Genomic DNA, 12,427 nt, shown 5'->3' with positions numbered 1-12,427 from the left:
GCGCGGGCTACATGCGCAAGCCGAGCATGGAAGGTCAACTGTCGTTTCCACGAATTCACGCCGCGCGCTTTCCGGCGGTTCGCTTATGCGAAGTGGTTTTGCTCGTCTTGGAGCGAACCTTGCCGTCATGACGCCTGGCTGCCTTTTCATAAGTCGTCCAGATTTTTTCGACTTCTGAATCGGTCAGATGCTCAATGCCGATAAACTGAATGTCCGCTTTGCTGGCACGGATTAACGCGTCGAGCTTGGCCTGGATTGCCGCGCCATCGCGGTTTTGCGTGTTCTGGATCAGAACACCATCAGGAATATCACGATCGTCGTGCCGGTTGCATAGTGCTCGATTACAACCGACTACACCATAAAATTGTTTAAAATATAAATAACACTTTATGATTGTCATGCGATTGTCTTCATGCAGGCAAGAACGCCTGTACCTTCCGCTCCAGGGCGGTTACCTCCGACCCCTTCCGCTTCGCCACCCCGCATGGCGGAGGGGGTTTGGCCGCCGGAGAATGCAGACAGTGCTGCCGAAGAAAACGTCGAACCGCACAACCAGATACCAATCGCACTTCTCGGCTGCCAGCAGCGCCATTGTCCTCAGCCTTTGCATGGCAACGCCAGTCCATTGCGAACCAGCCAACGCTCCGAAAAATACGGGAAGTCTCGAACGGCACTGGACCAGTAACGCACTGGATGGCCCCCGCGCCATTGCCGACTGGTATACGTTGCTGCGCGGCTCCCTCCAGCGCCAATGGGGTGACGACGATGCCAACGCCAGCCTCAGGGCCGATGCGCAGGCAACACGCTTCGACCACATCTCGATCGAAAACGACCGGGCATTTGGACTGTCGGCGCAAGCCTTTCGCCGCTTTCGGCCCGGCCTCGAACTGCGAGGATCGCTGAATTACCATATCGCGGACACTGGCGACGACCTGACGATAGGCCAGTTTGTCATCGGAACCCGCGCACGCAAGCAAATATTTGGTGCAAACACGCAACTGGGCCTGGACCTCGGCAACGCCACATCGCTGATCCTCGACGCCAGCGAAAGCTACGAAAAGACCGGTCCGACACATTTCGAGGCCGACCTGATAGCCCCCGTCAGACTGGACCCGGACACCAACCGGTTGCAGTTGGCCGCGAAAATTACGCGCACCGTGGCAAGCTTTGCATTCGGCGTTTCCGCCTCCGCCCTGATCTTGTCTGCCGAACAACTCGGCTTTCCACCGGTGGCGCTATCGCTCACCCAATATGGGCTCCGTGGCGAAATGGAATTCACCGCAGCCGATGGCTCATCGCTTGCGGTGGCACTCGGTGTCGAAGGATTGCGTGGCACAAAGGGCATCTACAGCGATCTCAGACCAGTATGGCGGATAAGCTTCGCCAAACAACTGCCCTATGATTTGAACCTGCGCGGCACATGGTTCGCCCGCCATGAGAGCACCGACAGCGACGACCCTCTCGCCTCATGGCTGCAAAGAGCAGAACTGGAAGCCGGCATGAAGGTTCGCGATAATTTCGCAATCGCATCGGGCATATTCTGGCAAATCAAGCAAAACCTGCTGCTCGACAATGAGGATCGCAGCCAGGGCATCTATGCCGAAGCAACTTTTCAGGCAAGCAAATCGACAGCAATCGTGCTGCGCGTGGATTATTCGAAAACACTTCAAACGATCTATGATGTAAAAAAGCACAGCCTGGATGCTTTTGTTGGTGTGCGCGCAAAAATATAGGCAGGAGGGCGCAACCCCTCCCGCCCAGCAACGAGCAGTCTTTTGCTTTTTTGCAGCCGCTTAGTGGCGGCGGCGGTGTTTGCAGCCGCAGCTATCGCCGCCGCCAAACACGGTCGCACCGATCCCGCTCAACACGCCATTCACACCGGCACCATTGAGCACACCGCCGACATTCGTCCTGTTGCCGTTCAAAATGCCGGACACGACGTTGCCATTGCCGATACCATTCAACGCGGCAACATTGCCGAGCCCGACCGACGGTGAGACATTGATCAGTCCACTTGAAAAGCCCGAATTTCCACCCGAACCCCAACCACCGGCTTGAGCGCCCGCGGCTGAAAAGGAAACCGCTGCAACAGCAAGTATAACAGCAAACTTATTCATGATATTCTCCTTGAGTGTTTACGATTTCCTTCCGCTTCGGGTGGTTATCTCCAAGGACAGAATATGACATGATGTAAATAATGCAATTATAGATTGCATTATTTACATCATACAACCCATTTTCCAAATATTAATATTAAGTGTTTAGGTTAAGATGCCTCATGTTCCCAACGGTCGAGAAATAGCTCGATGGGCATTGTCTGCATGTCGGGTATCGCGCGCGCCAGCTTCTCCACTGGCCACTCCCACCATTGAAGGGCATCTATCCGCGAGGCGATATGCGCTGGAAATCGCGGGCGCAGCACTCGACCCGGAGAACCGGCGACGATGACATAGGGCGCAACATCATGCGTCGCCACCGCATTGGCACCAATGACCGCACCATTGCCAATCGTCACACCCGGCATCACCACGGCACCATGCCCGATCCATACGTCATGGCCGATGGTAACGGGTTTTGAGCGTCGCCTCTCACGAAAGCTCGAATCGACACCCAGATAGCGGAAATATTCGTTGGGACGATAGGAGACCTTGTGCTGTGTCACCCGTTCCATTGGATGTTCAAGCGCATTGATGCGACTGTTGGAAGCAATCGAGCAGAATTTGCCGATGGTCGTGTAAATCGCCTCGCAATGGCGCTCGAAATAAGAAAAGGCACCAATGGTGACGTCGCGCAGGATGACCCGTTCGCCAACCGAAACAAAAGGGGCAAGGCGACACCCCTTCAACTCGGCGGTTGGATGGATACGCGGCTCGGCATTTTTTGGCGTCGGATGTTCGCTATCGTCCATGATCGCCTGTACGACGCCGCTACGCACATCGCAAGCCGCTGCTATTGCGGCTTGCCGTTGCTCCACTCCACGCTCTGTCCATAAAGAGGCACCGTGGTGATCGACATCTTGGCCGATCCGTCCTGCACCTGACGCGAATGCGAAAGATAGATCAACGTGTCATTGGCCTTGTCATAGATGCGATTGACCACCTGCTTCTTCCAGATCAGGCTGATGCCCTGCCTGAAGACCTCCTCACCGTCAGCACTCATGTCGATATCCCCGATCTTGAGCGGTCCCGTCTGGCGGCAGGAAATGGAAGAATCGGAAGGGTCTTCGAACCAGTTGCCTTTCTGCAGGCGGTCGATAACCCCGCGATCAAAATACGAAACATGACAGGTGACACCTTCGATCTTCGGGTCTTTGATCGCCTCGACGACGATGTCATTGCCGAGCCAGTCAACACCAACCTTGCCAACCTCCTTAGCCGAAACTGTACCTGCAATGAATATAAAGGATGCGGCCAAAGCACCGCTGATCAGGTTTCGCAAAGGACACTCCTGCGGTTTGCGACGGTTGAACCCAATTGGGTGTGAGGAAGGCGCTTTTCAAGCAACGTCTACGTAAACGCATGGCGCTTGCGGCATTAGATCATCTTTGCCGAGGGCTCTGGAAAAGCTAACGTCGCGCCCATGATTGGCGTGCGCACCATTTTGTTATTCGTCAATTTCAACATTTTCGGGCATGTCCCCGCCTGAAACTGTTTGCCTGCACTCAAGCCTGGAATTTCTCTCATGATGCGTACAATTTTGGTCGGCATTCTGGTTCTGATGGCAGCCGGCATCGGCTGGCTGACTTTCGACTGGTATCGTGGGCACTATGGTGGCGAACCGTTCGGCGCGTCATTTACCTTGCTTGACCAGAAGGATGAACCAATCACCGAACAGGCGCTGCGCGGTCATCCAAGCCTCGTGTTCTTCGGATTCACCCATTGTCCCGAGGTCTGCCCCACGACACTTTTTGAAATGAACGGCTGGCTGAAGACGATGGGCGACAAAGGCAAGAACATTCATGCTTACTTCGTTTCAATTGATCCCGAGCGCGATACACCCGAAACCATGGACAAATACATCAGCAACATTTCGGACCGCATTACGGGCATCACCGGCGCTCCCGACAAGGTTCATGCCATGGCCAAATCGTTCGGCATCTACTGGAAAAAAGTGCCTCTGGATGACGGTGATTACACAATGGATCACACCGCATCGGTGTTGCTGCTCAATGATGCAGGTGACTTTGCCGGCACCATCGCTTATGGCGAGAGTTCGGACAATGCCATCGCCAAGCTCAAACGGCTTGCCGCGAAAGGTTGACAACATCGGATTGCCGCCGGTCATGACCCAGACGCGCCTCCACCTGAGAACCTTCAAGGCCGAGGCCGAACGGATATTCGCGGCAATGGAACCGGTCTTTGAAGAAGACGGGTGGCCGCTTGCCATACTCGAAATCGACGAGGACCACGCTATTCACGAGGTATCGATTTACGCTGACGGCGACATTGATGCGGTTCAAGTGCGCCTGCGTTCGCTCCTCGCTGACCTTTCGGTGAATTTGGCGATCGAGCGGGAAGTGCTGCCCGATATCGACTGGGTCGCGCTTTCACTTGAAGGCTTGAAACCGGTGCGCGCCGGAAAATTCTTCGTTCATGGCGCACATGACCGCGAGCAACGCCGCGACAATGATATTGCAATTGAAATTGAAGCAGGGCTTGCCTTCGGCACCGGCCATCACGGCACCACAGCCGGATGCCTTGAAATGCTCGAAAGCGTCATCGAGGCGGAGCACCCCGCCAATGCACTCGATCTGGGAACCGGCAGCGCCGTGCTGGCCATAGGCATAGCCAAGCTGGCGCGCATCCCGGTCCTTGCAACCGACATTGATCCTGTCGCCATTGATGTGGCGGCGGCAAATGTCACGCTGAATGAAGTTTCCGAACTGGTGGAAACAGTGACCGCACCGGGATTCGGCCATCCCGTCTTTGCCAAGCGCGGCCCCTTCGATCTCGTTGTTGCAAACATTCTGGCCGGTCCGCTGATGGAAATCGCGCCGCATATGCCCGACCATGTCAAAGCGTCCGGATCGCTGGTCTTGTCCGGCATTCTGGAACGGCAACACGATGCCGTCATTGCAGCCTATATTGACCAGAAATTCCGCCATGTCCGCACATTGCACCTCGACGGATGGGTAACGATCCATCTCAAGCGGTAAAGACGGCTGGACCATATGTCAGGCAATTGTCAGTTAATTGCCATGCGGATAGGCTCGCACGAATTATTTTGAGAAAGCAGATTTCGATGTTTCAGACCTTCGATGCGTCCGGTGATCCATCTGTAGGCAAGCCGCGCGTGAAAGAGTTGCGCGAATGGTTGGCCCAAAACGAACTGGACGGCTTTCTGGTCCCACGCGCCGACCAACATCAGGGCGAATATGTCCCGGCTTGTGCGGCGCGGTTGCGCTGGCTGACCGGCTTTTCCGGGTCGGCAGGTGTCGCCCTGATATTGCGCGACCGGGCCTTCATGTTTGTCGACGGGCGCTACACGTTGCAGGTGCGCAATGAAGTCGATACCGAAATCTTTTCCATTGAAAGCCTGATCGACAATCCGCCCGCCAAATGGATCAAGACAAACCTTGGCAAGGGCGCGCGTCTCGGTTTCGATCCGTGGCTGCATACGCTTGGTGAGGCGAAGGCGCTGCGCGAGGCCGCAGAAAAATCAGGTGCGACGCTGGTGCCGGTGGAAACCAATCCGATTGACACGATCTGGACCGATCAACCCGAACCGCCGCTGGCACCGGTCGAAATCCACCCCAATGCCTTTGCCGGAGAACTGGCCAAAGACAAGCTGGCGCGCCTGGCTGGCGCGATCGAAAAAGATGGCGCGACCCATGCCGTTGTGACCGACCCCTCATCCATCGCCTGGGCATTCAATATTCGCGGCAACGACGTACCGCATACGCCGCTGGCGCTCGGATTTGCCATTCTCGGTTCAAACGGCACCCACCAATTGTTCATGGACAGCCGCAAATTTTCACGCGAGGTTGGCGCCTATCTGACACAGCTTACGCAATTGCACGAACCGCATGAGTTTGAGCCGGCGCTTGCCGCACTGGCCAATGACGATGCAAAAAGGGACGGCGCGAAAGGGGACGGCACGAAAATTGCGCTCGACCCGGCGCTTGCTGCCGAAAAACTGCGGATGCTGGTTGAGGAGAATGGCGGGAGCGTCGTGGAGGCTGCCGATCCGGCACGCATTCCCCGCGCTACCAAGAACCGGGCCGAGATAGCCGGTTCGCGTGCGGCTCATCGCCGGGACGGCGCAGCCATTGCCAATCTGCTGTGCTGGCTGGACAGGCAAAAGCCGAATAGCCTCGACGAAATTGCAGTCGTGAAAAAGCTTGAAGAATGCCGCCGCCAGACTGGTGAAGAAGCGCAAATGCCGCTACGCGACATTTCATTCGACACCATTTCGGGTGCCGGCCCGAATGGCGCCATCATGCATTACCGCGTTTCGCGCGCCACCAGCCGCAAGCTGGGTGAAGGCGAACTGTTCCTGCTGGATTCGGGCGGCCAGTATCAGGACGGGACCACCGACATTACCCGCACCGTACCAATTGGCCAGCCAAGCGAAGAAATGTGCGAGCGCTATACGCTTGTTTTGAAAGGTCTGATCGGCATTTCGACGCTACGCTTTCCCGCAAATACGCGTGGTTCCGAAATCGACGCGATCGCGCGAAGTGCCTTGTGGCAGCATGGGCTCGATTTTGCGCATGGCACCGGCCACGGTGTCGGTTCCTACCTCGCGGTACACGAAGGCCCTCAACGCATAGCCAAATCCGGAACGCAAAAACTGCTGGAAGGCATGATCCTGTCCAACGAACCGGGATATTACAAGAACGGACACTACGGCATCCGGCTGGAAAATCTCATTCTCGTCTCACCAGCGCAAAACCTGCCGGGTGGAGATATTGCAGTCCACGAATTTGAGACGCTGACCCTCGCGCCCTTCGACAAGCGGCTGTTGCGCCCGGATATGCTGACGCGCGATGAACTGCATTGGCTGGATACCTATCACGCGCGGGTGCAGGCCGAGATCGGGCCGCTCGTTGATGGAGAAACGCTGGCCTGGCTTGAGAACGCAACGGCACCCTTGCCGCGCGATGAAAAAGGCTGATGCGAGTTTTTTACGCAATTCTGGGAAAACCGCACCGCACTTTTCCTGGAATTGCTCTAACCGACGAATTGTCGGCCAAGGATCAGCACCACCGCTCCTGCCAGAAACATCGACATCAATCCGCCACGCAACGACACAAGCCCTGCAACGATAAGTGCTGCCCATTCGGCCGGTCCAGCGCCAAGGGCAGCAGGCGCTACCAGTGTTGTCAAAACGGCTGCGGGCACGGCATTCAGCCCAGCTTCGACACGCGGATGAATGCTGTCGAAACGCGACAACACCAGATGACCGCCAATCCGGGTGAGATAAGTGGCAACAGCACCGCCAATGATGATCCAGAACGTGATGCTCATGGTAATTTTCCCGTATCCACGCCAATGCCGCTATGGCGGGATGGAAGAATGACGGCGAGCGCCACGCCCGCCAATGCACCAAGCGAGACATGCCACGGCGATCCCACGGTTTTGTAGGCAACAATAGAAGCGACAGCGCTGACAACAACGATTGGCAACCACAGCGGCCGTTTGCGGAAATCCATGACCAGACCGAGGAAGTAGATTGGCAGCAGGAAATCGATACCGATAGCGCCGGTGTCAGGAATGATCTTGCCGAAATACGCGCCGAGAGCGGTCAGGATAATCCACGAAACATAGACCATGAGTGCTGCGCCCATATACCAGACAAAGCTGACCTTTGCCCCGCTTTTCGCTTTGCTTTCGGTAAAGGCATATTGTGGGTCCGTAAGGAAAAAATAGGCAATGACCTGCTGCGCCCGTGTCCAGTGCGCGAGGTGACGACCAACCGATGCCGAATAAAGAACGTGCCGGAAATTGACCGCGAAGATCGAAAGTACGATCAGCCAAGGTGCAACATGATGGCCAAACAGTTCGATGCCGACCATCTGGCTGGCTCCGCCAAATACGCTGGCAGTCATGAGAACCGCCTCGAAAACGGAAAATCCGTTATCGACCGCGATAGCCCCGAAGAGCATGGCAAACGGCCCCGATGCTACAACAATCGGTATGCCAAGACGCGCACCCTGCCAGAACTCACCCCGCGTTGAATGCGCAGATATAGCGTCCGCCGACATGGATAAACCTTCCTGGAGTGGTGGATTTGAAGTTCGTTTCATTTGATTTCATGGTCTCCGATACGAACTAAAAATCCCAAAACCACACCAAGATCATGAACTTTCCAGTGTTCTTTCCGTAACCGAAATTCGTCCAGATTCCCCCGGACAATGATGAGAATTTCGTGTGCGAGACACCGGGAAGGCCGTATGTAGGCACTACCCGGTGTCGTGTCACACGAATTCGTTTGAGCCAAACGATCAGCAGACTTGATGCGTGCGTTACGTCCTGCCGATACGGGCAAACCACTGGTCTTCGGCGATCACTTCAATGCCCAACTCGCTGGCGAGTTTCAGCTTTGATCCGGCCCCCGGCCCGGCCACGACAAGATCGGTCTTCTTCGATACCGACCCGGAAACCTTGGCACCAAGTTTTTCGGCCATCGCCTTGGCCTCATCGCGCGACATTTTCTCAAGAGAGCCGGTGAATACCACAGTCTTGCCCGCAACGGGTGAATCGACGCCGCCCACTACCTCTTCATCAAGCGGTGTCACCTCAGCCAGCAGGGCATCCAGCACCTGACGATTATGGTCTTCGCCGAAAAAATCGACGACCGCTTCCGCAACGATTGCGCCAATTCCGTTGATGCCATTGAGGTCCTGCCATACGCCATTGCCGGGGTCGCCCTTGCCAACCGGCATGACCGCGTTTTCTCCGGCCTCCCGAAATGCAGCAAAAGACAGGAAATGACGGGCCAGCCGCTTGGCATTGGTTTCGCCAATATGGCGAAGGCCAAGCGCATACAGGAACCGCGAAAACGCCACCTGCCGCCGTTCATCGATTGCTGAATAAAGTTTGCGCACGGACGTTGCGCCAAAGCCTTCTATATTCTCAAGCTTGGTCAGCGATGCGTCCTGGCGGGCCTTCAGCGTGAAAATATCCGCTGGCGAATGGATGCGCAGCGCCGGATCTTGTGCCTGGAAGAAAAACTCGATCTGCTTTTCGCCGAGCCCCTCAATATCGAAAGCGCCGCGCGACACGAAATGGCGCAGCCGTTCAACCGCCTGCGCGGGGCAGATCAAACCGCCAGTGCAACGCCGCACCGCCTCGCCTTCCTCACGCACGGCATGGCTGCCGCAAGCCGGACAGACAGTGGGGAACGCATATGCCGCACTGTTTTCCGGGCGTTCTTCAATGAGAACATCGATGATCTGCGGAATAACGTCCCCTGCCCGCTGCACACGAACGGTGTCGCCAACGCGAATATCGCGCCCATCCCGGATCGGCTGGCCATTATTGCCGATGCCCTTGATGTAGTCCTCATTGTGCAGCGTCGCATTGGTGACGACGACGCCGCCGACTGTTACAGGCTTCAGCCTGGCGACCGGGGTCAAGGCACCGGTGCGCCCAACCTGAATGTCGATCTCCTCAATTTTGGTCGTCGCCTTTTCAGCCGGGAATTTATGCGCAATCGCCCAACGCGGCGAACGTGAGACGAAACCAAGCCGCTCCTGCAAGGCAAGGTTGTTCACCTTGTAGACGACACCGTCAATATCGTAGCCCAGTGCAGCGCGGTCATGTTCAATCAAGCGATATTGTTCAAGCAGACCATCTACACTGTCGAAAAGCTTCATCAATGGATTGACCTTGAACCCGAACCGCCGAAAAGCCTCGACCATGCCCATCTGGGTATCGGCGGGAAGCTCACTCACCTCGCCCCAGGCATAAGCGAAGAACCGCAAAGGGCGACTGGCCGTGATCGCGGTATCGAGTTGGCGCAGAGAACCGGCGGCGGCATTGCGCGGATTGGCGAATGTCTGCTTGCCTGCTTCGCCATTGCGCCGGTTAAGATCGGCAAAATCGGCATGTGCCATGTAAACCTCGCCGCGCACCTCCAGAATGTCGGGAAAGTCGCCTGACAGGACATTTGGAATGTCAGTGACAGTGCGCGCATTGGCGCTAACATTCTCACCAACCTGACCATCGCCACGCGTCGCCGCCGTTACAAGGCGCCCAGCTTCATAGCGCAGCGACAAGGACAAACCGTCGATTTTGGGTTCAGCCGTCAAATCAACGGGCTCATCCGCGCCGAGCCGCAGAAACCGGCGGACGCGCGCAACGAAATCCGCTACGTCTTCATCATGAAAGGCATTGTCCAATGACAACATGGGAACGACATGCGTGACCTTGCCGAACTTCTCCGACACCGCCGCGCCGACAGCCTTTGAAGGCGAGTCTTCGCGAACAAGCTCGGGAAAGCGCTGCTCGATCGCGAGATTTCGCCGACGCAACGCATCATAATCTGCGTCCGAGATCGTCGGTGCATCCTCGCCATGATAGCGCAGATCGTGACCGGCAATCTCCATGGCTAGCCGCTCCAGTTCCAAAGCTGCTTCGGCTTCGGTGAGGTCATCAACCGATTGTTCAGGCATGGCGTGTCTTCCTCACGAATAGCGCATGACCATAAGACAGCTTTCACGATGAGGGAGAAAATTGTGCAAGAAAACCCGCGCAATCAACACCCTACAGCTACATCCTGACTCTCGTCGAGAGGAGGGAAATGGCCTAGGTCGCCGCTTCCGTGTTTTCTCGCAGCAATCGCTGCGCTGCGGCGCGCGCCTCATCCGTGATCGTGGCACCTGCAAGCATCCGCGCGATTTCTTCCTGCCGGGCCGTTAAATCCATTTCCGTCACGCCGGTGGCAACCCGGTCTGCACCGCCCGATTTGGAAATGAGGAAATGTGTCTCGGCGCGCGCCGCCACCTGCGGTGCATGTGTAACCGACAAAACCTGCACCTGCCGCGACAGTCTGGCCAGACGTTGCCCGATGGCATCGGCCACCGCCCCGCCAACACCAGTGTCGATTTCGTCAAAAACCAGCGTTGGGGCTGATCCCCGATCAGCCAGCGCGACTTTGAGGGCCAGAAGAAAACGCGAAAGTTCGCCCCCGATGCAACCTTCATCATCGGGCCGGGGCGCGTTCCGGGGTTGGTGCGCACCCAAAATTCAATCTGGTCGATGCCTTGCTCGGTACGATCTTCCGTCTCGCTCGCCATTTGGACAATGAACTCGGCCCGTTCCAGTTTCAGGGCGGGAAGCTCCGCCATGACGGCCTTGAGCAGCCCGGTTGCCGCAGAGTGACGCAAAATCGAAAGACGCGCAGCCGTTTCATCATAAAGCTGGCGCAAGGCAGCCGCCTGTTTCTCCAGCCCGTGCAGCCGCTCTTCACCCGCATCGAGATCGACAAGATCGGCCGCCATCGTGTCACGCAGTTGCGCCAGATCATCTACCGCGACATTGTGCTTGCGCGAGGCCGCCCGTAACGAAAACAGGCGCTCTTCCGCTTTCTCAAGACGCTGCGGATCAAACTCGATGGCGCGCAGCGCCTCCTCGACACCGGACTGTGCTGCATCAAGTGACAAAAGCGCCTCGTCAAGCGAGGTCACCACCTCATCGAGCAGCCCCGGCGCATCACCAACCTTGCGCTGAAGCCGCCTCAAAAGGCTCGCCAATTGTGGCAGGGAGAAGACGGCCCCGAAAGCACATCTTGCGCGTCATGAATTTCTGAAGCGATCTTTTCCGCGCGCATCATCGACGCACGCAACTCGGCCAGTTCGCTCTCCTCGCCAGGTTGCGGGTCAAGCTGATCAAGCTCGGCATTGCAGGCCCGCAAATAATCGGCTTCACGTGCCGCTGCCTCGGATCTCGAACGATGAAGCGTCAGTTCCCGCTCGCAGCTGCGCCAATTGCGCCAGGCCTCGCCCGTCTCGACGACTGCCCCCATATGCCCGCCAAAGGCGTCGAGCAATTCGCGGTGCGCGCTGGCATCGACAAGCGCGCGTTCATCGTGCTGGCCATGCAGTTCAACCAGACAACGCCCGATTTCACGCATCAGCGAAACGCTGGAGGGTTGGTCGTTGACGAAAACCCGCGTGCGTCCGTCCGCCGTTTGCAGCCGGCGCAAGATGATGTCGCCATCATCCTCAATCGCGTTATCGGAAAGCAGCGCACGCGCCGGATGGTTTCGCGGCACATCGAACACCGCTGTCACTTGGCCCTGCGCCGCGCCGTGACGCACCAGCGACGCATCACCACGCGCCCCAAGCGCCAGAGACAGGGAATCCAGCAAGATCGACTTGCCCGCTCCGGTTTCACCGGTCAGCACGGATAATCCCGCCGAAAAATCGATATCCAGCTTTTCGATCAGAACGATATCGCGGATCGACAGTCTGGCGAGCATC

Annotated in this window: 11 protein-coding genes and 1 pseudogene; 4 read left to right on the top strand and 8 right to left on the bottom strand. The window is 56.9% G+C overall.

Annotated features, from left to right (window positions below; genetic code table 11):
• Positions 1-55 precede the first annotated feature (55 nt).
• Positions 56-400 (bottom strand): low affinity iron permease family protein, encoded by a 345-nt coding sequence (locus AC0L7S_RS14050; protein WP_473471615.1) that lies wholly within the window; start codon positions 398-400, stop codon positions 56-58.
• Positions 401-521: 121 nt separating this feature from the next.
• On the opposite strand from AC0L7S_RS14050, the gene AC0L7S_RS14045 reads away from it, so the two are divergent.
• Positions 522-1,733: a hypothetical protein gene (locus AC0L7S_RS14045; RefSeq protein ID WP_473471614.1), complete on the top strand. Its 1,212-nt coding sequence runs from the start codon at positions 522-524 to the stop codon at positions 1,731-1,733.
• A gap of 60 nt (positions 1,734-1,793) precedes the next feature.
• Here AC0L7S_RS14045 and AC0L7S_RS14040 read toward each other — a convergent pair whose 3' ends face one another.
• The 3 genes from AC0L7S_RS14040 to AC0L7S_RS14030 form a co-directional block, all read right to left on the bottom strand.
• Positions 1,794-2,117, bottom strand: coding sequence for a hypothetical protein (locus AC0L7S_RS14040; protein ID WP_473471613.1), 324 nt, complete (start codon positions 2,115-2,117; stop codon positions 1,794-1,796).
• Between the two features lie 149 nt (positions 2,118-2,266).
• Complete coding sequence (locus AC0L7S_RS14035) at positions 2,267-2,908, bottom strand: DapH/DapD/GlmU-related protein (RefSeq protein WP_473474300.1); 642 nt, start codon at positions 2,906-2,908, stop codon at positions 2,267-2,269.
• 41 nt (positions 2,909-2,949) lie between these two features.
• Entirely contained in the window at positions 2,950-3,438 is a 489-nt protein-coding gene (locus AC0L7S_RS14030; protein ID WP_473471612.1) for a CreA family protein, read from the bottom strand.
• 243 nt (positions 3,439-3,681) lie between these two features.
• On the opposite strand from AC0L7S_RS14030, the gene AC0L7S_RS14025 reads away from it, so the two are divergent.
• The 3 genes from AC0L7S_RS14025 (at position 3,682) to AC0L7S_RS14015 (ending at position 7,116) form a co-directional block, all read left to right on the top strand.
• On the top strand, positions 3,682-4,260 hold the full coding sequence (locus AC0L7S_RS14025) for an SCO family protein (RefSeq protein ID WP_473471611.1): 579 nt from the start codon (positions 3,682-3,684) through the stop codon (positions 4,258-4,260).
• Between the two features lie 22 nt (positions 4,261-4,282).
• On the top strand, positions 4,283-5,155 hold the full coding sequence (locus AC0L7S_RS14020; RefSeq protein ID WP_473471610.1) for a 50S ribosomal protein L11 methyltransferase: 873 nt from the start codon (positions 4,283-4,285) through the stop codon (positions 5,153-5,155).
• Between the two features lie 86 nt (positions 5,156-5,241).
• On the top strand, positions 5,242-7,116 hold the full coding sequence (locus AC0L7S_RS14015) for an aminopeptidase P family protein (protein WP_473471609.1): 1,875 nt from the start codon (positions 5,242-5,244) through the stop codon (positions 7,114-7,116).
• Between the two features lie 56 nt (positions 7,117-7,172).
• On the opposite strand, the gene AC0L7S_RS14010 is transcribed toward AC0L7S_RS14015, so the two are convergent.
• From AC0L7S_RS14010 to recN, 4 genes and pseudogenes are all read right to left on the bottom strand, one after another.
• Positions 7,173-7,469, bottom strand: a complete 297-nt coding sequence (locus tag AC0L7S_RS14010) for an AzlD family protein (RefSeq protein WP_473471608.1) — start codon at positions 7,467-7,469, stop codon at positions 7,173-7,175.
• The gene (locus tag AC0L7S_RS14005; protein WP_473471607.1) at positions 7,466-8,206 is read right to left on the bottom strand and encodes an AzlC family ABC transporter permease; all 741 of its coding nucleotides are present in this window, start codon (positions 8,204-8,206) and stop codon (positions 7,466-7,468) included. The genes AC0L7S_RS14010 and AC0L7S_RS14005 overlap by 4 nt, the downstream gene beginning before the upstream one ends.
• Positions 8,207-8,467: 261 nt before the next feature.
• Entirely contained in the window at positions 8,468-10,618 is a 2,151-nt protein-coding gene (gene ligA, locus AC0L7S_RS14000; protein WP_473471606.1) for an NAD-dependent DNA ligase LigA, read from the bottom strand.
• A gap of 133 nt (positions 10,619-10,751) precedes the next feature.
• Positions 10,752-12,426: pseudogene (recN, locus tag AC0L7S_RS13995) on the bottom strand (DNA repair protein RecN).
• Position 12,427: the final 1 nt, after the last annotated feature.

It is taken from the genome of Mesorhizobium sp. G2-6-1 (genome assembly GCF_055809095.1).
The sequence above is the reverse complement of the archived record's forward strand: the minus strand, read 5'-3'. Positions and strand labels throughout refer to the sequence as shown.

Bases quoted from the DNA above. Each gene is read 5' to 3' on its own strand.
- AC0L7S_RS14050 (WP_473471615.1), bottom strand. From the start codon at position 400: ATGACAATCATAAAGTGTTATTTATATTTTAAACAATTTTATGGTGTA.
- AC0L7S_RS14040 (WP_473471613.1), bottom strand. From the start codon at position 2,117: ATGAATAAGTTTGCTGTTATACTTGCTGTTGCAGCGGTTTCCTTTTCA.
- AC0L7S_RS14035 (WP_473474300.1), bottom strand. From the start codon at position 2,908: ATGGACGATAGCGAACATCCGACGCCAAAAAATGCCGAGCCGCGTATC.
- AC0L7S_RS14025 (WP_473471611.1), top strand. From the start codon at position 3,682: ATGATGCGTACAATTTTGGTCGGCATTCTGGTTCTGATGGCAGCCGGC.
- AC0L7S_RS14020 (WP_473471610.1), top strand. From the start codon at position 4,283: ATGACCCAGACGCGCCTCCACCTGAGAACCTTCAAGGCCGAGGCCGAA.
- AC0L7S_RS14015 (WP_473471609.1), top strand. From the start codon at position 5,242: ATGTTTCAGACCTTCGATGCGTCCGGTGATCCATCTGTAGGCAAGCCG.
- AC0L7S_RS14010 (WP_473471608.1), bottom strand. From the start codon at position 7,469: ATGAGCATCACGTTCTGGATCATCATTGGCGGTGCTGTTGCCACTTAT.
- AC0L7S_RS14005 (WP_473471607.1), bottom strand. From the start codon at position 8,206: ATGTCGGCGGACGCTATATCTGCGCATTCAACGCGGGGTGAGTTCTGG.
- ligA (WP_473471606.1), bottom strand. From the start codon at position 10,618: ATGCCTGAACAATCGGTTGATGACCTCACCGAAGCCGAAGCAGCTTTG.